General features: G+C 41.6%; 20 protein-coding genes. 4 read left to right on the plus strand and 16 right to left on the minus strand.

The features are described from left to right. Positions 1-17: 17 nt before the first annotated feature. From FGM00_RS08675 to menC, 6 genes are all read right to left on the minus strand, one after another. Complete coding sequence (locus FGM00_RS08675; protein ID WP_138852523.1) at positions 18-1,367, minus strand: M24 family metallopeptidase; 1,350 nt, start codon at positions 1,365-1,367, stop codon at positions 18-20. A gap of 278 nt (positions 1,368-1,645) precedes the next feature. Beyond that, positions 1,646-3,646 carry a vWA domain-containing protein gene (locus FGM00_RS08680; protein ID WP_138852524.1) on the minus strand — a complete coding sequence of 667 codons (2,001 nt, stop codon included), beginning with the start codon at positions 3,644-3,646 and terminating at the stop codon, positions 1,646-1,648. An 11-nt stretch (positions 3,647-3,657) separates the two neighbouring features. Further along, positions 3,658-4,287 (minus strand): TonB-dependent receptor, encoded by a 630-nt coding sequence (locus FGM00_RS08685; protein ID WP_138852525.1) that lies wholly within the window; start codon positions 4,285-4,287, stop codon positions 3,658-3,660. Between the two features lie 96 nt (positions 4,288-4,383). Further along, positions 4,384-5,460 (minus strand): AMP-binding protein, encoded by a 1,077-nt coding sequence (locus FGM00_RS08690; RefSeq protein ID WP_236262980.1) that lies wholly within the window; start codon positions 5,458-5,460, stop codon positions 4,384-4,386. After that, the gene (locus FGM00_RS08695) at positions 5,450-6,397 is read right to left on the minus strand and encodes a CPBP family intramembrane glutamic endopeptidase (protein WP_138852527.1); all 948 of its coding nucleotides are present in this window, start codon (positions 6,395-6,397) and stop codon (positions 5,450-5,452) included. Before FGM00_RS08695 ends, FGM00_RS08690 begins: the two co-directional genes overlap by 11 nt. Further along, positions 6,388-7,440 carry an o-succinylbenzoate synthase gene (gene menC, locus FGM00_RS08700; protein WP_138852528.1) on the minus strand — a complete coding sequence of 351 codons (1,053 nt, stop codon included), beginning with the start codon at positions 7,438-7,440 and terminating at the stop codon, positions 6,388-6,390. Before menC ends, FGM00_RS08695 begins: the two co-directional genes overlap by 10 nt. Positions 7,441-7,489: 49 nt before the next feature. Between menC and FGM00_RS08705 the strand changes: the two genes are divergently transcribed. After that, on the plus strand, positions 7,490-8,281 hold the full coding sequence (locus FGM00_RS08705; protein ID WP_138852529.1) for an SDR family oxidoreductase: 792 nt from the start codon (positions 7,490-7,492) through the stop codon (positions 8,279-8,281). Between the two features lie 72 nt (positions 8,282-8,353). On the opposite strand, the gene FGM00_RS08710 is transcribed toward FGM00_RS08705, so the two are convergent. The 9 genes from FGM00_RS08710 to FGM00_RS08750 form a co-directional block, all read right to left on the minus strand. Continuing rightward, positions 8,354-10,321, minus strand: a complete 1,968-nt coding sequence (locus FGM00_RS08710) for a histidine kinase dimerization/phosphoacceptor domain -containing protein (RefSeq protein ID WP_138852530.1) — start codon at positions 10,319-10,321, stop codon at positions 8,354-8,356. 623 nt (positions 10,322-10,944) lie between these two features. After that, the gene (locus tag FGM00_RS08715) at positions 10,945-11,700 is read right to left on the minus strand and encodes a LytR/AlgR family response regulator transcription factor (protein WP_138852531.1); all 756 of its coding nucleotides are present in this window, start codon (positions 11,698-11,700) and stop codon (positions 10,945-10,947) included. 27 nt (positions 11,701-11,727) lie between these two features. Then, positions 11,728-12,636, minus strand: coding sequence for a 1,4-dihydroxy-2-naphthoate octaprenyltransferase (menA, locus tag FGM00_RS08720; RefSeq protein ID WP_138852532.1), 909 nt, complete (start codon positions 12,634-12,636; stop codon positions 11,728-11,730). Then, positions 12,636-13,235, minus strand: coding sequence for an SPOR domain-containing protein (locus FGM00_RS08725; RefSeq protein WP_138852533.1), 600 nt, complete (start codon positions 13,233-13,235; stop codon positions 12,636-12,638). The genes menA and FGM00_RS08725 overlap by 1 nt, the downstream gene beginning before the upstream one ends. 160 nt (positions 13,236-13,395) lie before the next feature. Continuing rightward, positions 13,396-14,235, minus strand: a complete 840-nt coding sequence (locus FGM00_RS08730) for a CvfB family protein (RefSeq protein WP_138852534.1) — start codon at positions 14,233-14,235, stop codon at positions 13,396-13,398. A gap of 97 nt (positions 14,236-14,332) precedes the next feature. Beyond that, positions 14,333-14,674, minus strand: a complete 342-nt coding sequence (locus FGM00_RS08735; protein WP_138852535.1) for a DUF2853 family protein — start codon at positions 14,672-14,674, stop codon at positions 14,333-14,335. Between the two features lie 20 nt (positions 14,675-14,694). Further along, a complete protein-coding gene (gene menD / locus FGM00_RS08740) occupies positions 14,695-16,464 on the minus strand; it encodes a 2-succinyl-5-enolpyruvyl-6-hydroxy-3-cyclohexene-1-carboxylic-acid synthase (protein ID WP_138852536.1) in 1,770 nt (589 codons plus the stop codon). Between the two features lie 65 nt (positions 16,465-16,529). Next, entirely contained in the window at positions 16,530-17,636 is a 1,107-nt protein-coding gene (locus FGM00_RS08745; protein WP_138852537.1) for a chorismate-binding protein, read from the minus strand. An 8-nt stretch (positions 17,637-17,644) separates the two neighbouring features. Beyond that, positions 17,645-18,067, minus strand: a complete 423-nt coding sequence (locus FGM00_RS08750) for a PaaI family thioesterase (RefSeq protein WP_138852538.1) — start codon at positions 18,065-18,067, stop codon at positions 17,645-17,647. A gap of 58 nt (positions 18,068-18,125) precedes the next feature. On the opposite strand from FGM00_RS08750, the gene FGM00_RS08755 reads away from it, so the two are divergent. From FGM00_RS08755 to FGM00_RS08765, 3 genes are read left to right on the plus strand one after another with little or no spacing between them, the layout of a single operon-like run. Next, positions 18,126-18,770, plus strand: coding sequence for an alpha/beta hydrolase (locus tag FGM00_RS08755; protein WP_138852539.1), 645 nt, complete (start codon positions 18,126-18,128; stop codon positions 18,768-18,770). Between the two features lie 2 nt (positions 18,771-18,772). Further along, complete coding sequence (locus tag FGM00_RS08760; protein WP_138852540.1) at positions 18,773-19,318, plus strand: GNAT family N-acetyltransferase; 546 nt, start codon at positions 18,773-18,775, stop codon at positions 19,316-19,318. 10 nt (positions 19,319-19,328) lie between these two features. Then, a complete protein-coding gene (locus tag FGM00_RS08765) occupies positions 19,329-19,904 on the plus strand; it encodes a GNAT family N-acetyltransferase (protein ID WP_138852541.1) in 576 nt (191 codons plus the stop codon). Here FGM00_RS08765 and FGM00_RS08770 read toward each other — a convergent pair. Further along, entirely contained in the window at positions 19,888-20,817 is a 930-nt protein-coding gene (locus FGM00_RS08770; protein ID WP_138852542.1) for a hypothetical protein, read from the minus strand. The genes FGM00_RS08765 and FGM00_RS08770 overlap by 17 nt on opposite strands. Positions 20,818-20,968: the final 151 nt, after the last annotated feature.

Raw genomic sequence — 20,968 nt, forward strand, 5'->3', positions numbered from 1 at the left:
AAAATCATAGTTAATTTTTAATTCCCTTGCTGTTCTTTGATTCGTGGAATCAATAACAACTCCGTTTGTCGTCCGTTTACGTACCGAAAACTATCCTCACCAAAGAAACCAGCTTCTTCCAGCATAATACGGATGTCCCTTTTCCACTCGGGAATCGTAATGGTCGTATTTAATTCAATTGCATAGACCGTATTCGGATTTAATGGGTAGCTCTCACCATCATCCTTCATAACGCCACCTTGGCTATCCCACATGCCAATGGTCGTTCCTGCGGAATGGCCGTACAAGCCCAAAGGGTGCGTATAAATGGAAGGACGCAGGCCCGCAGCCTTGGCCTCCTGTAATGATTTGGCTAAAATTTCGTTTCCCGTTCTTCCGGCTACCATGTTCTGGGTAAGGAAATCCTGCACGCGATTGCCATCCCTTAAACCCTGGATCAAATAATCTGGAGCCGACTCTTCCTCAGGTCGCAGTACGTAAGCCAATTCTTGGCAATCGGTATTCAAGCGCAAGTAGGTGATACCGAAATCGCAATGCAACAAATCACCAGGAACAATGACCATATCATCCGGACGGCCAGAAAATGAATACAGGTGACTTACCAATTCCTCACTCGTACGCTGTACATCCACCGTTGGGTGAAACCAGGTTTCAAGGCCCAAATCGGTTACTTTTTGGCGCATCCACCACTCTACCTCGGTCGTTGTGGTTATGCCTGGGGTGATGACCTTTTCCGAGAACGCTTCGGCAATAATATCATGGGTGATGTCTACCAGCTGGTCGTAAATGATCATTTCCCTTTCGGTGCGTGTTTCGATCCATCGAACGGCCAATTGTTCTGCAGAAACTACTTTTGACTGCAATTTTTTTGGAAGGTTTTGCATAAACTCCTCATAATCGGTCTTATCGAGGCCATCGGCAATATTGAAATCCTTGGAAAAATTGAGTCCGATTTTTTCCGGATTTCGTTCCGTAATCAACTGCACCAAGCGTTTCCACTGGTCCGGTTCCTTTTCCTTGTCCCAAGCCGATTCAATATTTTCGCCCACATTGTAGCGCGCGACGGCCAATTTTTCGATGGTGTTCTTTGCCTTGTTTCTACAGAACAGTAGAATCGTTCGTCTGCGGGCATTTAACCAAGTAGAAGGCAACATGGTTCGCAAAACCGGGTCTTCATTGTACTCCCTGGAGATTACGATCCACATATCGATCTCCGCCGTATCCATAAGTTCGGGCAATAGCGTGTTGAAACGTTCCTGTAGTATTTCATCGACAACACGTGCCCGTTCTACCTCAGGTAAGATTTGTTGGGCGTTCGCTCCAATAACAAGCAACACTGTAATCAGAAAAAGAAAGTAGCGGTTCATAAACTGTATTTATTCAAAGAAAAATACAGCTTTTAATGGTCAACGCAAAACGCTGCTCCCTTAAGTGTCGTGAAAAACTCGTTTTGATCGGCTATTTTAAAGGCGCTTGTTTCTCCTGCTCCCATACCAACGCAATACCATCACATAAAAAGAAATCTTGTTATTTCAAATCCAAGCGACACCAACTTGACTTTCATCCCAACCTTAAAAAATGGACGAGAAAGACTTATTGAGCTTTTACAGAACGATAAGCCACTCCGTGTAACCCCAGTTTCTCGTCATAGGCTACCGTTGTAGGCCTTTACAAGGCGAATAAACTCGGCCCGATATCCGTACTTATCTACACCTCTACCTTTTTCTGCCAGTTCTTCTACTGTATTGATGGTTGAATTATTAGTGTACGGTGATTTACGCAAATGCATACCAAACAGGGCCACCGCGGAGGCAAAACTGAAATCTTCCGATAATTCGGTCACGCTATTCTTTACCCCCGAAATCAGTTCAATACTTTTATCACCATCCGGTTTTTTGTACCGAAACTTAACGGTCAAAAGTTCATCAGAGAATCCCTCTTTCTTTTGAATGTCGGTATACTTCAATGGAATATGATCTGGAGTATACTCATTTTTGACGCCAACGGGTATCACCTCATATAGGGCAGTTACCCTATGACCACTACCTAGTTCTCCCGCATCCTTTGAATCGTCAACAAAATCTTCGGCGGCCAACATCCTATTTTCATATCCTATTAGTCTATACGCTTGCACATGTGTCGGATTAAACTCGACTTGAATTTTGACATCCTTGGCGATGGCATGGAGGGTACCACCAAGCTCTTTTCCGAAAACTTTCTGTGCTTCCTGCATCGTATCGATATAAAAATGATTTCCATTTCCCTTGTCGGCCAAGGTTTCCAGTTTTGAATCTTTATAGTTTCCCATTCCAAAACCGAGCACGGAAAGGAACACCCCCGATTTTCGCTTTTTCTCAATCAATTCTTCCATGGCCATATCACTAGAGGCACCTACGTTGAAATCTCCGTCAGTAGCCAAAATCACCCTATTATTACCATGCCGTTTAAAGTTTTTCTGGGCAAGGTCATAGGCCAATTCAATACCTTCTCCCCCGGCTGTCGAACCTCCCGATTCCAAATTTTCCAAGGCTGTGAGTATCGCTTTCTTATCTGCGCCGGAGGTAGGGTTTAGAACAACCCCGGCAGCTCCGGCATAAACGACAATAGAAACCTTATCTTTTTCACGCAATTGATTTACAAGTAGTGCAAACGCCTTTTTCAAAAGCGGAAGTTTACTTTCCGAACCCATTGAACCCGAAACATCTATCAAAAAGGTTAGATTTGACGCAGGTAATCCAGCAGTCCCGTACTCCTTACCCTGAAGGCCGATCCGTACCAGTTTCGTATTCGAATTCCATGGGGTCACTGCAACATCGGTATGAATGGAAAAGGGGTGCCGGTCTTTTGGTTGGGAATATTCATAATCGAAATAATTGATCATCTCCTCTATTTTAACGGCTCCAGGAGTAACTTTCTGCCCGTTGTCTATCATTCTTCGGACATTGCTGTAAGAAGCTTTATCAACATCTATTGAAAAGGTAGACAATGGGCTCAAGAGAACTTGTTCAAATCTATTTTCGTTGATTCTGGCGTAGCTTTCATCATCCTCGACATTGTAATTACCGCTTTTGGTAGTGATGACAATACAACCATTTTTCCCGGAAATGCCAAATGTACGCTTGGCTTTAGACCTGTTGTAGATATGTCTTTTCTCGATATCATGCGGATTCATTTTCTCTATAATGGAATTGTTCGCTTGCGGTATAGGGGTACCATCAACGATATACAGTGTTTCGGCATTATCTTTTTGCCTTTCTGTACCTTTCGTGGAAATGGATTGTCTGGAAAGAATGTGCGAAGATGTGGCATGATTTTGTTTTTGCGCACCATATCCGACTACTACGATTTCTTCTAGCGCCTGCGCATCTTCCTGCATCCGTACATTGATTACCTTAGAATCGGCAATTTTGATATGCTCCGTCTTAAACCCAATATAGTTGAACAATAATACATCACCCTTAGATGCCTGAAGCTCGTAGTTCCCGTCAAAGTCGGTCAGGGTACCTGTTGTGGTTCCCTTTATCACAACATTTACACCTGGCAAGGGCCCGTTGCTATCGGTAACGTTACCAGTAATCTTAATCACTTGAGCTTGGCTCTGAAAGGCCATCATGGCAAATACGAATAATACGACTAGGTTTTTCATCTTTTGTGGTTTTAGTTGTTTCTTAAATAATTTGCTGCAGCGGTATTGGGCGCCACGGTGACCGATTCGATATCGGAAGGGTTAAGTGTATTCAGAATGGCTGCATCGTATTGAACGCCATCTACAATTACAAGAGTGTTGTCATCGCCGCGCATGCGGATACTCGGACGCTCCCCTAAACCAGTAGTGGCTACAGAAACACTGGGCACTTTTGCCCGAATAGCGTTATAGATATCTTGTGGTAAAGTCCAATTTTCATTGTCTAAATGAAACAGCTTAAAAGGATACTCATTAGCGGTGGCTTTTTGCTCTCGAACCGCTTTTGTAACGATTTCAATTACCCCATTCGTACCATCAATACCATATATGCTTATAGCCTGACTGCCTTTTAGAACGTTGATAGAAAGTATATTTTTAGGATCAAGAAGCCCTTGGGATATGGAATCAATCGAAATAGCAACGCCATCAATTATGAACAAGGGTGCTTTTTTACTGTTCAGGGTTGCATAACAATTAATCCGTACCGGAACGTTTTGCTTGTGTAATTGTATTGCAGGAACGGTATCCTTGAAGACTTCAATCTGTGAAAAGCCCAAAGAGCAAAACACAAACCATAATGTGGCAAATAGGTAGATTTTCATTTTTATCGTATTTTGATTACGATATAAATCTACTTCTCAGAATAAGCCTTGGAAATGATAAATGAGTGAATGTGCAATATGAATGAGTGAACCTTACTATAACAACCCATCAATTGTTAATTGTCGTTGAACCTTTCCTGTTTCTGTCTCCAAAAATTGTGGAAGTGCTATAATTTCTCTGGGCGTCTCAAATTTTCCGAAAGAAGAAAGCGTCGCTATTTTTTGCTTTAAAATATCAAGATCGGTCTCCCCTTCAATTACCAAAATCAGTTTCTGTCCCAGTTGATCGTCCGGTATCCCGACTACGAAAAAGCGTTTTTCGATAATATTTTCCAGCTTTTGCTCGATTTGCTCGGGAAATAGTTTGACTCCACCTGAATTTACAACATTGTCATACCTACCCAGCCACTCGAATTCCGTTTCCGAAATCAAATGTACCACATCGTTTGTGATGACCGGTTGTTCCGATACCCTTGGTGCTTCTATAATCAAACAATTTCGCTTATCTACACTGAAAACGACATCGGGTAGCGCTTTGAACGATTCCGTTTCGTTTTCGGTATTGAATCCTGAACCTATCTCTTTTACGGCCACATGCGTTATGGTCTCGGTCATACCATAGGTTTCGAAAATACGGGTAGCGGAGTTTCGTGATTTTTGTTTCAGAGGGGCCGGTAGCGCTGCACCACCCACCAGCAAAGTGCGTATGTTTCCTATTTGTTCTGTAGCATTTTGCAGTTGCATCGGCACAAACGCCCCGAAATCATATTTTTTTCTATTCAAATGCAACGGATTTGAAACGGGTGCCATACTATCTAAATGCAACCCAAGAACCAACGCCCTTACCAACATCATCTTCCCGGCAATATAGTCGGCCGAAAGGCACAATAAGGCAGAACTTCCGGGGCGAAGACCAAAGAATTCACCTGTGGCCAAAGCAGAGTTCCGCATGTGATATTTCTGCAATCGAATACGCTTCGGCGTACCGGTAGAGCCCGAGGTTCGTACTTCGACAGTCTGGGAATCATCGAGCCAATCGAGTAAGAATTGCCCAATATCCTTTTCGTAAGGCTCCCCTTCTTTGATAAAGCTATATGCCGCTTCTTTGAGAACCTCTTTCGTATAAGAAATTCCGTTGAACCGAAAATCCGAATGTACTTTATTAAACTTCAAGCAGTCTATCGTTATCCTTTACTTGTGAGGAAAGAAATTCGCCCTCCGTCAATACTTTTCCGGTCAACCGCTCCTTCCAATTAGACCAGCCGTATTTTTTTGAGAAAATAAATAATAAAATCGGATAAATGACCAGTACCGGAACCAAAACATCCCAGCCTAATTCGGGTTGGGATACATCGCGATAAATAGAGTCGGTCTGGAAAGCCGTCCAGTCGGCAGTAACCAGTAAGGCACCGATCAAGTTGTTCGCGGCATGAAAGCCTAATGCCAGCTCAAGGCCTTCATCCATAAGCGTTAATATTCCAAGAAAAAATCCCGTTCCGATATAGTAGACCATTATTCCGTACCCCAGTTTCTCTACTTCAGGGTTCGCAATGTGCATTATTCCGAATAATACCGATGTTATGACCAGGGGTGCCCATCTGTTTTTGGCCATTATCCCGATTCCCTGAATCATATGGCCGCGAAAAAGGTACTCCTCAAAACTGGTCTGTAAGGGTATTAAAATAATACCGATCAGCGCCAAAATCAGAAAAGGCACCAACTTGAAGTTCAGTACATAATCATCCGGGGACATGAAAATATCGATACCCGTTAAAAGCACCGTGCACGCTCCCCAGATGGTAAAGGCGAAAAAAACACGTTTCCAATCTATTTTCTTTCTAGAGGTCGTTAATGAGGTAATGGTCTGTGAATGCACCAGTTTTGACCAACCAAGTACTACGAAAAGCCCTATCGCCAAGGGCAACAATACGATAATTAGAACCAGGTTACGCCCCAACATGTCGATCATTTGTGCCATACTATCTTCCACACTAACCGGTGACATAATTGTGGCCACATAATTCAGGGCCATAAAACCCATGAATCCCAAAGGAATGATCCAGTATTTCCACAACCCGATATTCCCTTTGTACCCTTGTTCTATATACATAAATCCTTTATTAGATGTTTTTGCCAGTTTCTTTCCTTGTCGTATCGCAATGTACCATTTTCTACCGTAAGCGGACTTTCAAAATTATTGGTGAACAGGCTTCCGGTTCCCAAACCTTGATGGCGGTTGCTATTGCGTTTAAACGTCCATTGTGCGATTGCATTCAAACCGATATTGCTTTCCAATGCACTGGTTACCCACCAACCGATATTGAGCCTTTCAGCAAGTTCTATCCATTCTAAACTACCCTTGAACCCACCGACCAAACTGGGTTTTAAGATAATGTATTGCGGTTGTATGGTTTGTAGCAGTTTTTCCTTTTCCGTTGCATCAAAAACACCGATAAGTTCTTCATCCAGAGCGATTGGTAAAGGTGCCGCGGCGCACAAACGTTTCATATGTGACAATTGTCCTTGACGAATGGGTTGCTCAATGGAATGTAGTCGCAATTCTGCCAACAATTTCAATTTGGTCATGGCCTCTTCAGGGGAAAATGCCCCGTTCGCATCTACGCGAAGTTCGATTTCTTTTGGGCTGTATTTTCTTCGAATGGATTGTAGCAAGAGATACTCCCTTTCGAAATCAATGGCGCCGATTTTCATTTTGATACAATTAAAACCTTGCGCTAATTTTTGCTGAATCTGTTGGTGCATAAAATCTTCTTCTCCCATCCAGATCAAGCCATTAATCGGTATGACGGCATTGTTCTCAGTGAAATCTGTAGGAAAAAGAATAAATGGATTCTTGGCCCGTAGCGAAAGAAAAGCCTGTTCTATTCCGAATTGAATGCTAGGATACGAGATCAGGGCGTCCCAAAGTTTGGCTTCCCCCAAGTGAATATGTTCACAAACCCATTGCAGTTTGTCCTCATAATCAGTAAGGTCGTCAATACTCAACCCTTTCAGCAAACCACATTCGCCGATACCTTGCCGCGCCTTTTCGGTCAATATGATATAATAGGTTTCCTTCGTAGTGAGCACTCCACGGGAAGTTCCGCTGGGCCTTTTAAAATCAAGAATACGTTTTTTGTATATCGCTTTCATCCCAAAGCCCCAAATTTAGCTATATTTTAGCGGTTAAATTCAAGAAAATATGCGCGTCGATAACAAAACAGTTTGGATAACAGGAGCATCCTCGGGAATTGGCGAAGGATTAGCCTATCTATTGAACAAGCGCAACTGTAAGCTCATTCTCTCCTCCCGCAAGGCGTCAGAATTGGAAAAGGTGAAGAAAGCCTGTGCAAATCCGGATGCTATTTTCATCTTACCCCTAGACCTCTTGGAATTTGATAGCATGACCGAAAAAACGCAACAAGCTATCGCTGCTTTTGGACCCATCGATATCTTAATCAACAATGCCGGAATCAGTCAACGATCTTTGTTGATCAACACCGATTTTGAAGTTTACAAGCGTTTGATTAACGTTAATTATCTCGGAACGGTTGCCCTGACCAAAGCCGTACTTCCTCATTTTATATCGAAAAAAAGTGGTTATTTCGTGACTATTACAAGCCTTATGGGAAAATTTGGCTCACCCTATCGCTCAGGCTATTGCGGTGCGAAACATGCCCTGCACGGTTTTTTCGATGTGCTACGCATGGAGCATGAGAAAGATGGAATAGGCGTAACGCTGATTTGTCCCGGTTTTGTTCAGACCAACGTTGCTAAAAATGCCTTGACCGCAGACGGAAGTCAACAGCAAAAAGACGACGATGCGACGCAACAAGGTTTATCAGTGGCCGATTTGGGTGAGCGAATGATTCTAGCGGTTGAACGCGGTAAATTCGAGGCCTATATCGGCAAAAAGGAAGTAATGGGAATATACTTGAAGCGATTTTTCCCGAAACTCCTACACAAAGTCGTAATGCGAAGTACGGTGAGGTAATGAAGTAGAAAAATTCTTGAAACCAACTATCTACGAGGCAAAGCCGTCGGAGAATTATTTAGATTAAATCGACTATTTGAAATTAAACCAAAAACGGACCCCATCTGTACTTTTGTCTACATTGAGCTTGGTTTGCAATTGATTCGCCAAGCGGTTCATCAAGCGTATGCCCATAGATGAATTGGCCCGCTCATCAGAATCATCAGGTAGTCCGATACCATTATCGGTATACTCAAAAAAGCCTTCCTGGTCTACTACCTTTCTAATATGAATATATATTTTCCCATTCTCGTCATTTGTGGGAAATGCATACTTGAACGAATTCGAAACCAGTTCGTTCAAAATAAGACCAAACGGAATCGCCCTATCAATATCGAGCTCTACCCCTTCGGCATCGATTGTGATATTAATATTGTGGCCGCCTTTTTTGTAGACCGACTGCACACTATTGATCAAGCTTTCGATATAGCTCTGCATCTCGATAACCGAAAGATCCTCGTTCTGATATAGCTTTTGATGTATCAATGCCATGGCCTTTACCCTACTTTTACCTTCTTCCAATGCAACGATAGCAGCTTTACTGCGCGTGTTCTTGGTTTGTAAGCTCAACAAACTGGAAACCATCTGAAGGTTGTTCTTGACCCGATGATGAATTTCTTTGAGAAGCGAATCCTTTTCGACCAGTGAACTTTCGATGATATGTTTTTGAGCCGCGATCAATCGTTGGTTCTTGATACTCCTGAGATATGCATATACCAAACCGGAAAAGAGTAGCAACACAAATACCAAAGAAATCAATATGATTTCATTGGTTTCGTCCAAAGCGAGAATATCGCTCTTTGATTGTTCCAAGGCCTGACGCTGCTCCTCCATCATAGCTCGGGAGTTGTTCAAATCTTCACCAACGACCACTTTCAATTGTTGTGGTCGTAAACGGGATTTTAATTCATTGATGGAATCTTTAATGCGCATATTCCTTCGCAAATACTGCAGCGCACTATTAGGTTCGTTAATCTTATCGTAGTACAATGATAGTAGGTTGTTCTTTTTAACAACATTCTCTATCTGTAAAGGATCTCTGCTCCCGCCAAGATAATCCGTTGCCTTTTCATAATTTCCTAGCCGTAAATAGCATTCGGCAAGTTCAAGTTTATTCTCCATCAAATCGGGGGAATAGGCTCCGGTTCCGAATTCTTCTATGCCTTCAACACTCTTTTCCAAATGCGTAATGGCCTCTTCCCAATCCTCCATCATCCGAAGGCATTTCCCGATATTTCCTTCAATTATAGCCTTTAAAAAGTTGGCATACAAGGTATCGCTCTCTGTCTTGATTTCGGTAATATTGGCCAGATAAACCTTCAAATATCCTAGGGCCCTGGTATATCTGGTCAAAGCAGTGGGAACGGAATTCTCCAGCCTCAGATAGTTCCCGATATTATTATTGAAAATTGCCTGGCCAACGTAGTCCAGCTCATCTATCTTTTCTTTTTCCTCGAGTATGTAATTGTCCATGGCCTTGTCATAGAATCCAAGTTTGCCATAGATGTCATAAAAAGAAACCTTATCGGTAAGTCCCAATGCGCGTTTCTCTTTTCGGATGTCGATTTGTTCCGCATAAAAATCTAGCTGGGCGTAGCTATCATCCATCAAATCAAAAAGAATGGTCTTGGTCTTGGTATCAAGGTCATCCTTTTTTTTGTAGAGATCTTTGGCAATGGCCAGACTGCGATCGTAGTCACCGATGTCATGATAAATTTTTACCTGTATGAGCGAATAGTCCGCCATGGCGGCAGAGTCTTTTTCCTGCTGCGCTTCGTGTAAATAAATGTTGACCTGATCCAGCCAATCGAAATTTGAGATTTTTTGATATCTATCAAGAGTTCCGAAAAATAGTTGTAAACGTTTTCTCGAATCGCTTTCCTCCTTAAAATTTTGAAAAACCCTGCTGTCCGCAGGTAGCGTAACTTGTCCCATTACCGAACCAGCGGTCAATACGAACAGAAAAAAGACTAGATAATGCTTATGTGCTATTTTATTCATGGTTGGTTCAAAACAACAAAACCGTATCGGTAAAAGGTATTTTGGGTCTTGCTTGCAGGCATGATATCAAAATTATCATAATTAATATAAAGGAATCGAATATTGTTGTGTAACCCTTAAAATTTGTGGTGAACAATCGTGAAAATAGCGCTAGGGTCATTTTAAAGAGGCTTAAGTATTTCGCGAACTCGCTTCAAACGCAACCGTAGGCCAGGGGACGCTACAAAGTTAATGGAAAAATGATTGGGGTTTTTAAAAAAATTCACATATTGAAAAATACTTTTCTCCTTCATTGGCTCACGAAATCTGGGCCTTCGGGTTTCGTAAAGCTTTCAGAATTCATTTGCGAACAACGTCAAAACTATTGTGGTGGTATCAACTAAAAAGAGCTTCATCCGAACGGACAAAGCTCTTTTACGAGAACACTATATGAAAATGAAAAAACTTATATTTAATTATGAGAATATCCTTTAATAGAATACCTGCACAATATAGGCGCTATGATACTTCTCTAGAATAAAATGTTGTGAAGTTGATAAAAAACGTGGTGAAACTATAGGCTTTTGTGGTGAACGAAAAAGGCGCTCGATCGAGCGCCTTTTAAGTTGTTGAAATTAACATTTTTACGAGTTCATTGCAGATATTATAAACTCCTTAAATTCTTTTGAAATCGGTATTAGGTTATTGTTGATCATAATATCCTTTGAATTGATAGCATCAATATGATCTACATTCACTATATACGATTTATGGGCTCGATAAAACTTGTGTTTTGGCAGTTTCTCAAGATAGTCTTTCAAAGGTGAACGTACCAAGAATTTTTTATCGACCGTATTTACTTCAAGGTAAACGTTATCCGCTTTGATAAATTGAATGTCACCAAATTGAATACGGTAGTACAGGTGTTGTTTTTTAACAAAAATGGAATCCTTTAGGACAGAATTACTGACCGCAATGTCCTCTTCTTGCATTGCCGAACTACCCCCGCCGCTCTTATCGGAACGGATAAAATTGGATAAGGCAATTTCTATTGAGGTATATAAATCTTGCTGTTCGAAAGGTTTTACCAAGTATCCATTGGGTTTAACAGTCTTCGCATTTTCTACGGTAGCCCGATCGGAATTTGAAGTAACGAAAATGAATGGAATATCATAATTTTCCCTGATATGCTTCCCAAGATCGATACCCGTTTTGTCGGAAGCGAGAATTATGTCGATCAACACTAAATCAACTTGCTGCGTTTTTAATACTTCTTCGGCCTGTTCGTAAACAATAACATTGTCAACGATTTCGTAGCCGATTTCTTCGAGCATCGATTGCATGTCGTCGGCAATGATAACATTGTCTTCTACGATTAGGATTTTAATAGGTTGTTCCAAGGTGGTTATGTTTAGTTAGTAATAAATTTACAAAAAATTGTTGCAACTGATAAACAGTAGTACGGCCAAAAGAAAAGTGCTCAGGGCCAATTTCTTAAGTTCGGGATCGAAAGACTCGGGCTCTTTAATCGTATATATTTTTCTTAGATGAAACAATATGGGCAAAAACGCAAGTAGGGGTACGAATTGAACCATACGGTTGGCATAGGAGACCAAAAAACCGATGATGCACAAGAATGAAACGCCCAATAGCCCGTAATGGTATATTTTACCGCGGGCTAGTCCCATTTTAACAATCAAGGTGTTCTTTCCTACCTTCTTGTCGGACTCAAAATCCCTCAAATTGTTCAGGTTTAAAACTCCGGTACTCAGGGCACCTATTGCGATTGCCGGCATCACGGCTACCGCCGTAACTGTCTTCGTATATAAAAACATAGTCCCTAAAACAGCCAATATTCCAAAAAACAAAAAAACGAATATATCACCAAGACCCCTATACCCATAAGCCCTCTCACCAACAGTATATTTTATTGCTGCCCAAATACTCAATATCCCTAAACTAAGGAAGACCAAGACCAGCAGCAGATTTTCGGTACCAAAAGCCCTATAAATCAGGATAATTACCAAAGTCAAGCTAATGAATGCGGAAAGTATGATTCCGTTCTTGAGTTCGGTACTGCTTAATAAACCGCTTTGCATCGCCCTTTTCGGACCGATACGATCTTCATTATCCGTTCCTTTTACTCCATCGCCATAATCATTTGCGAAATTGGAGGTTACCTGAAATGCTATCGTCGTCAACAAAGCCAGAAAAAGAATTGTTATATCGTTTGCTTTATAAAAATTCGCCAGCGCCGTACCCGTAATCACGCCGGATACGGATAGTGGAAGTGTACGCAACCTAGCAGCATTTAGCCAAGCTTTTAGTTTTCGCACTAATTAGGATCTTCTATTTGTAGCCGTTTGCCATCTTTGTAAGATGCTACAAAGGCATCTTGAAAGCCAATATCGACTAGCTGCTCCCTAAAACGCTGAGCCTCTTGTAGTGTTCCGAAATTACCCAATGAATAAGAGAAAAAAGGATTTGTCTTTACGAACATGGTATTGGTCAAAGCTTCCGAAGCCAAGGTAATATTATTGTCGACGAACGATTTGACCTGCACGGAGTAAATTTTCTCCTTCTCCAGGAATTCTTTTGCCAGATAGTATTCCTTGACTAAGCTAAGTTCTTCGTTCTGTGTTTTCAGATTGTCCATTCGAGATTTAATGGCCTCCAGGCTATCAAGGTCTGAAAGCACATATTGATCTTGAGCACCATAGTTTGTCTGGCTTAAACCTGCCGTAAACGAAGTAATGGCCAATGTACCTATTAAAAAGAGGCCCGTAATACCGGCGAGTACGTTTCGTTGAACCTTATTTTTTTTTAACTCCTTATTTTTGAATTTAATCTGATCCAAAAGCCTTTCATTGATTATCTGGGCTTTGTCGATATCTTTATGGAGTTCTAACAAGTCACTTTCCTCAATAAATGGCATGAGCTGATTTTTAAGGGGATTTACCCGATAAAGTTAACCAAAACTCGGAAAGTGTCATAAAATTACAGGGGCAATTGTTGTAAAACTGCTCGTTTTAGTGGTATAATTTCCGATAAATGATGTCAAACGTCGATTTTAAAATAAAAATCTAGGTATTTTATCAGTTTTTTTCTACAAGATGAATGCCATCTTGTTTGATTTCGATTTGTCTTGCCTTGTACAACGTACCCACTCCTTTTTTGAACGTTTTTTTACTCATACCCAATATTCTGGAAATCTCTTTCGGGTCCGATTTGTCATGTAATGCCAAGAATCCTCCACTTTCTTTCAATAATTTCTGAATCTTTTTTGCGGTAGGCTCTAAGACTTTTTGACCTTGTGGTTGGAGGGAAATATCCAATTTGTTATCGGGCCTAATCGTTTTTATGTACCCCTCCATTCGTTGACCGACGGCCATATGCTGAAAAATCTCGCTAGAAAACACCAGACCCTTATGGCGGTCGTTCACAATCACTTCCCATCCTAGATCCGTCAATCTGGTAACCAATAATGAAACCTTATCCCCCGTTCGCACGGATAGTTCATCGTTGCTCAGGAACTTATCTATCTTATTGGAAGCTACCAAACGAAACGAAATATCATCCAAATAGCAATACACCACATACCACTGGCCCTCTTTCATCTTTTCCCGTTGCTCACGAAAGGGCACAAACAAATGTTTCTCTAGACCCCAATCCAAAAAAGCCCCAATCTGATTCACTTCCACAACTTTTAAGAAACCAAACTCGTTGCGTTTCATAAACGGCGTAAGGCTTGTTGCTACGGGACGCTCATCAAAATCCAAATAACAAAAAACGTTCAACTCCTCGCCTATTTCAAAAACCTTGGGAACGTATTTATTGGGTAATAAAATCTCTGCACCGGTTTCACTTTCCAGAAAAAGCCCAGGACTAGTGTCCCGGACTATTTTTAATGTATTGTAATTCCCTAATTCGATCATAGCACAAAAGTACTCTTAAAATGGCAATTGACATCTTCCAAAATATGCAAAAAAAAATCCCGCCATATAGGCGGGACCGTCTTGTTTTAAATGCTGTCTATTTGTAGACGGCTGCTTTGTTAAAGTGTTTGCACAATTGATAATAAATTACCGCTCTATGCTTGTTTCTGTTGGAAGTGCCATATTTCTCAACGACGCTTTTAATAGCGGACATCAATTCCGGGCTATCTTTCATACCTAATTTTTTGATCAGGTAGTTGTTTTTTACAGTTTCCAACTCTTTGTCGTCAGACCCGGATACTTTGGAGGCATCCAAATTGTAAATAGCAGGTCCTAAACCTACTGTAACTTTTGTCAACAAATCCATATCTGCAGACTCACCGAATTTAGCCTTAATGTCAGCTGCGTATTCTTTGATCAAATCATCTCTTTTACTCATAATAGTTAGTGTTCTATATGTTAACGGTTAATAAAAACCGAAGATATAAAATCAAAATAACCGAGCAAAATTTTATTGTTCTGTATTCTAGGTGTATTGATTTCCAATAATTTAGGTCTTGTCCCTTTATCGAAAAAGTTAGGCAAAAGCGCATTGAGGTCACTTAGTGCGGACACCTTTTGATACTTAAAATCGTACATTTTGCACAAATGTTTCGCGCTTAGGCCGTGTACGGTTTCAAAATACGTTTCAAAATTCTTACTGTCTTCCTTTCCCGGAAGTATCCTAAAAATACCTCCACCATTATTGTTCAGCAGTATAATTCGGAAGTCTGATCGTACATAGTTGTTCCATAACGCATTGCTATCGTAGAAAAAACCCAAATCTCCGGTTATCAGAACAGTTGCATCCGTACTATACAACGATGCTCCTATTGCGGTCGATGTGCTTCCGTCAATGCCACTAGTTCCCCGATTGCAGAACACCTTTAATGAGGTTGGCAGATCGTACAATTGCGCATAACGAACGGTAGAACTATTTGCCAATTGTAAATGAGTATCTTCAGGTATGTTTTCTATGACACAATTAAAAGCTTTCATATCGCAAAACGAAATCTCACCTAAATAATCTTTTCGTCGCGCCTCGTAAGCAATTTTCTTATTGTTCCAAAATCCAAAATAGCTGCTTTCTGCTGGAATGGTATTTGGTAAAAACTTCTTTAAAAAATCATTGGCATCCATCTTAATATGTCGCGAAAGACAGAAAAAAGTGTCAAAAGCACGAATGGGGTCGATATGCCAATGTCGCTTTGGTTGGTATTCCCGTAGAAATGCCTTGATTTTTTTGGAGACAACCAATCCCCCAAAGGTCAGGAGTACTTCAGGTTGTAATTTTTCGAATAGTTCTTGTGAATTCCCCAACCCTTCGATCGGGGCAATCAGACTATCAATACTAGGAAAGAATTTGGGATGATGTAAGTTAGACGTAGTTTCGGTCAATACGATGACCGAAGGGTCGTCGGCCATCAAATTCAATACTTTCTGGTCTATGGTATCGGGCCAGTTCACCCCTACCAATACCATCTTGGTCTTAGATGCGTTCCAATCGGCAGCGAGGGCTTTATAGTCGATTTCCGGAATCAATTGTTCTTGATAAGTAACAATGTTCGCCTGAACCGAGGGGGTTTCGATTTTATTGTACAAAGGTTCCTCTAGCCTAACATTGATGTGTATCGGTAATTTTGAGGTGATGGCAAGATTTAGGGCCTTGTTCAGCTCCCCGTCATTATAATCCTGTACCTGTCTTTGTAAAACCTCGGGGGGTTCTGTACCTAACCATTCGGGGCGGTATCGCCGAATTCTATCAGTCGCATGGGAAATATCTTGCCGTAAATCGGCGGAATAGCCTATATGCCTGTGAAAAACATTGTCCTGTCGAATCGTTTGGCCATCACCCACGTCTATTTTATAAACCGGTCTGTCAGCAGACAATACGACCAGCGGAATATCACTATAGAAAGCCTCGGCAATAGCTGGGTAATAATTCAGCAAGGCACTTCCCGAGGTACATATCACTACCACTGGCTCTAACGATTGCTGGGCGATTCCCAAAGCGAAAAAAGCGGCACAGCGCTCATCTACGATACTAAAGCATTTAAAAAACGGATCTTCGGTGAAGCTAATAGTCAACGGCGCATTGCGTGAACCCGGTGAAATTACGATGTTCTTGATTTTTTTAGCCTTAAAATGCTGCGCTATAGATTGGGCAACCGGGATGCTGGAGTATATCATCACCACAAAAATACAACCCAAAGATGGTAAAACCAATCGCTATGAAGGGGTTCTACAAATCGATTTTATCGAACGTTTTGCAGCACCTTGAGCATCGTACTGCTTTTGTTCACGGTCTCTTGCCATTCCTTTTCAGGAACGGAATCTACCGTAATACCGCCGCCAACGTAAATGAGTGCCTTATCTTCCAACAATTGCATACACCTTAAATTTACAAATAGCTCAGAGCAGCGCTTTACCGATTTGTACGCTTGGTTTTCCTGATTTTTTCGATTGGATGATCTTTGCTCCGTTCTTTTGAAATTAAGCTCACCCAGAAAGCCGGTGTAGAACTGCCGATCGTAATTTTCCTGCTGTAGAATAAATTCTTTTGCGGCCATCAAAGGCAGGCCGCAAACGGCAGGTGTAGGGTGCAACGCCTCTATTATTTCCTGGAGACCGACAAGCGATTGCCCTGTGATTTTGGTGCGAAGGTGCAAAAGGATACCGGCACGTAGCGTTTCCACTCCCGAAGCACTAAGATTCGCTACTTTACCATTCAGGGCTTTTTCAATGTAATCGGTTACTAAAGCCTGCTCTTCCAATTCCTTTGCACCCCATTCCGAAGCATTATCAGCTTGAAGCGCCTTGGTGCCGGCCAAAGACATGGTAGCAAACTCCTTATTTACAGTACGCAGGAGAATCTCGGGAGTAGCCCCCAACCACGTCCCCACTCCAGGATGATACCATAAATAACAGAAGGCCGATGTATAGGAAGATAGCAAGTTTTCCAGCAGTTCAATCGGACTATCTTTCGCTTCAACCTGAAAACGTCTCGAAAGCACCACTTTCTTAAAATGCCCCTTTTTGATTTCCGAAATACCTTTTTGAACAAGTTGTATATGAAAATCACGCTGTGTTGAATCTACCTGAAATTTCGGGCTTGGTGGTACTACTTTTGGTCTGTAATCGGTCGCAACGATCTTTTCGTGAAGAGGAATCAGAACGGCGTGGCCAATATCATCAAAAGGAGCAAAAATAAAGCCTTCGCTGCTGTAGTCAGAAATTTTATGGACCGTCGTTGAACTTTGAAAAATTCCAATCACAGCATCGGAATTCGGTTTGCGATATGCAACAAAGGGCAATCCATTTGCCAACTGTTCGTTGATTCGTGCCTTGAGTGCTGGAAACATTACAGTATTCACTTTCTGGGCAAGGCGATTGTGGTCAATTTACAAACTGAGATGAGGTTCTCCTCGGCATCGGTAATCTTGATGTCCCATAATTGGGTCGTGCGGCCTTTATGAACAATAATGGCCTTCGCAAAGACTTCCCCTTCCCGTATGCTTTTGACGTGATTTGCGGAAATCTCGATTCCGCGAACGAAAAAGTTCTGTCCATCCAAAAATACGTAGGAAGCGGTGCTACCAACACTTTCGGCAAGTGCGACCATGGCCCCGCCATGCAATACGCCATCGGGCTGATGCACTTTTGGGTTCACCGGCATTTTACCCACGAGAAAGTTCTCACCTACGTCTGTATATTCGATTTGCAAAGTCTCCATCATCGTATTTTTTGTAGATTCGTTACAAATCCGGAGTATTTTTTCTTTAGCGTCTTCCATTTAAATCTTTTGATAAAAATACATATAATAAAACAACCTTTTTAAAGAGATTTACTTCATGGCCCTACTCGAAAAACAAACCACATACACCAGCACGAACTCCTACGCCACCTTGAACAAACTCACCGCACAGACAATGAATATTTGGATCGTGCTGCATGGCATAGGTTACCTGAGCCGCTATTTTTTAAGGTATTTTGACGAACTGGATGCCGCTCATAACTATATTATCGCACCACAGGCCCCTTCGAAATATTATTTGAAAAATGAATATCGCCATGTAGGGGCGAGTTGGTTAACAAAAGAGAACACGCAACAGGAGATAGAAAACGTTTTGGCCTATTTGGATGGTGTTATGGCGCAAGAGGATTTACCAGCGGATCGTAAGCTCATTATTCTGGGGTTTTCCCAGGGAGTTTCCATAGCGACACGGTGGATGGCCAGTCGAAAGTTGCCCTTTAATCATCTGATACTGTATGCCGGTGGAATACCGAAGGAGCTTGTTCCTGAGGATTTCGACTTTCTGGATCAGCACAAAACGAAAGTTTCCGTATTAGTGGGCAACAAAGATGAATACCTGACCCCGGCTGTATTGCAAAAGGAGTCCGTTAGAATAGATGCGCTATTCAAGGGCCGTGCCGTACAAACGATATTCGAAGGAGGGCATGAAGTGAAGAAAGAACTGTTACATCAATTTGCATAGCTATGGAGAAATTTCCACGTCTTGAGACGCATCGGCTTGTATTAGATCAAATCATAACTGCCGATATCCCGGATATAGTAGCCTATGCCGGCAATAAAAAAATTACCGATAATACGCGCACCATGCCTCACCCCTACTTCGCCGAGGATGCCATTTCTTGGATCAACATGGCCAACCAAGGTTTTAGAAATAAAGACAATTATATTTTTGCCATACGGGACAAGGCGAATAATTCCTTTATGGGCGGTATCGGGCTAACCCTAGAGACAGCACACAATCGCGCCGAAATCGGATATTGGATCGCAGAACAATTTTGGAATATGGGTTATACTTCCGAAGCTGTTACGGCAATGTTGAAGTTTGGTTTTCAGGAATTGCAATTGAACAAGATAGTTGCCGCCTACATTAGCACAAATGTCGCTTCCGGAAAAATTATGGTCAAGAACGGAATGGTAAAAGAAGGCGAATTTAAAGACCATGATATTAAAAATGGTGAGTATGTAACCCTTATTCATTACGGATTACTGAAAAAAGATTTCGAATCATAATAATTGACATGTGAAAACGGTATTTACCTTAGAAGATGAGAGAGTACGACTGAGCCCGCTGCAATCGGATAGTTACGAAGCGTTGTGGCCCATAGCTAGACAGGAAAAATTGGTACAATATTCCCCTGGTAATGTGGCATCGCCAGAGGGCCTTAAAGCATACGTGGCCGCGGCTCTAAAGCAGCAGCAGCAACAAAGCAGCATCCCTTTTATTATCTATGACAAGGTTCAACAAGCGTATGCGGGAACTACGCGCTATATGCATATCGATAAAAAGAACAACGTTTTACATATCGGTGCTACTTGGATAGGAAAGGAATTTCACGGCAGTGGCCTAAATGACCATATGAAATTCTTGATGCTAAACCACGCCTTCGACGAAATGGGTTTCGAAAAAGTAGAATTTCGTATTGATGAGCGCAACATAAAATCGAGAAAAGCAGTAGAGAAATTAGGTGCCATTTTGGAAGGCACACTACGAAAGAACGTTTTTCTTGAGGACGGATTCAAACGCGATACCTGTTGCTATGGAATCTTAAAGGAGGAATGGGCAGCGACAAGAAAAGAATTTACTCTTCCTCTTTAAGTATTTTTTGAGTTTCGAAGTATTCTATTTTTCGGGTTTTGTATGTATTTGTGGGTGTGACAATTTGTTTGACCCAATTTCCAAAAGGGTCAAACTGATAGAGGTACTCCTTGGTTTCGGAATTGGCTCCCTCTTTCAATATGGTTTTTTCCACTACTCCTAAAGGACCATAGGTATGCGTTACTGTGGACAAATTCACGAATTTTTCAAGATTCAAATCGTACGATAGCGTGGATTCCGAGCTTATCTTGCCATCGCCGATATAGGTTTTTTCGATAGCGCTGCTGGGTTTGCCATCAAAAAAATTCTTAGTGGAAATCGTCTTGATAGGTACTGTGTCCGATTGCATGGTGGTCTTTGTCCGAATCGATTGCTGAAGCTCGCCATTTAAAAAATACTCAGCCGTTCGGGTATTTTCATCTTCGTGATAGATTATCGAAGTCTCATCAATGCCGTCGTTGGTCGTCTGTATAATTTTCGAAAGGTGCTTTTTATCTGTGTAGAAATATTCGTTCTGCTCTAAAAGCTCCTTATTGTACGTTATTATTTTTTCGGTGACTTTGCGGTTCCCTGCAGTGGTGTCCATGGTAAAAATATTGGCGATACTAGTGGCCCGCTCCAATCTCTTATCCCTATATTGCTCTACTCTTTTTTCTAGTAACTCCCCTTTTCGATATTTATAAAGTGTTACGTCATAATCGGCATCGCTATACCTGGTAATCGCCTCGGTAAGCAGGCCATCTTCATTAAAACGGTATTCTTCTTTCCCATAGTCTGTGCTTACCAAGCAGGATTTGACCTTCCCACTCAAATCAAAATCGGATACTTTAAAAATGGTAGTTTCTTGTGATGCCCCACCAAAAGGAAGGAGCAGGACAAAAGAGAGCAAAAAAATGACTTGAATCTTTAACATGGCACAAAATTACTTGATATTATGTGATCACAAAACAAATGGAACCTCAAATCGGTGAAAGGCTTTTTAAAGACGATACACTTAGCTCCTCCCCGCAAATGGAGAAAAACCCGCTCTTAAATAGTAAGCCCTTTAAACAACAAACCCGCAA

Source organism: Aggregatimonas sangjinii (genome assembly GCF_005943945.1).
Lineage (GTDB): Bacteria > Bacteroidota > Bacteroidia > Flavobacteriales > Flavobacteriaceae > Pelagihabitans > Pelagihabitans sangjinii.

Bases quoted from the DNA above. Each gene is read 5' to 3' on its own strand.
- FGM00_RS08685 (WP_138852525.1), bottom strand. From the start codon at position 4,287: ATGAAAATCTACCTATTTGCCACATTATGGTTTGTGTTTTGCTCTTTG.
- FGM00_RS08760 (WP_138852540.1), top strand. From the start codon at position 18,773: ATGGAGAAATTTCCACGTCTTGAGACGCATCGGCTTGTATTAGATCAA.
- FGM00_RS08705 (WP_138852529.1), top strand. From the start codon at position 7,490: ATGCGCGTCGATAACAAAACAGTTTGGATAACAGGAGCATCCTCGGGA.
- FGM00_RS08710 (WP_138852530.1), bottom strand. From the start codon at position 10,321: ATGAATAAAATAGCACATAAGCATTATCTAGTCTTTTTTCTGTTCGTA.
- FGM00_RS08675 (WP_138852523.1), bottom strand. From the start codon at position 1,367: ATGAACCGCTACTTTCTTTTTCTGATTACAGTGTTGCTTGTTATTGGA.
- FGM00_RS08745 (WP_138852537.1), bottom strand. From the start codon at position 17,636: ATGTTTCCAGCACTCAAGGCACGAATCAACGAACAGTTGGCAAATGGA.
- menC (WP_138852528.1), bottom strand. From the start codon at position 7,440: ATGAAAGCGATATACAAAAAACGTATTCTTGATTTTAAAAGGCCCAGC.
- FGM00_RS08730 (WP_138852534.1), bottom strand. From the start codon at position 14,235: ATGATCGAATTAGGGAATTACAATACATTAAAAATAGTCCGGGACACT.
- FGM00_RS08680 (WP_138852524.1), bottom strand. From the start codon at position 3,646: ATGAAAAACCTAGTCGTATTATTCGTATTTGCCATGATGGCCTTTCAG.
- menD (WP_138852536.1), bottom strand. From the start codon at position 16,464: ATGATATACTCCAGCATCCCGGTTGCCCAATCTATAGCGCAGCATTTT.
- FGM00_RS08755 (WP_138852539.1), top strand. From the start codon at position 18,126: ATGGCCCTACTCGAAAAACAAACCACATACACCAGCACGAACTCCTAC.
- FGM00_RS08725 (WP_138852533.1), bottom strand. From the start codon at position 13,235: ATGCCATTTATTGAGGAAAGTGACTTGTTAGAACTCCATAAAGATATC.
- FGM00_RS08770 (WP_138852542.1), bottom strand. From the start codon at position 20,817: ATGTTAAAGATTCAAGTCATTTTTTTGCTCTCTTTTGTCCTGCTCCTT.
- FGM00_RS08750 (WP_138852538.1), bottom strand. From the start codon at position 18,067: ATGGAAGACGCTAAAGAAAAAATACTCCGGATTTGTAACGAATCTACA.
- FGM00_RS08735 (WP_138852535.1), bottom strand. From the start codon at position 14,674: ATGAGTAAAAGAGATGATTTGATCAAAGAATACGCAGCTGACATTAAG.
- FGM00_RS08695 (WP_138852527.1), bottom strand. From the start codon at position 6,397: ATGTATATAGAACAAGGGTACAAAGGGAATATCGGGTTGTGGAAATAC.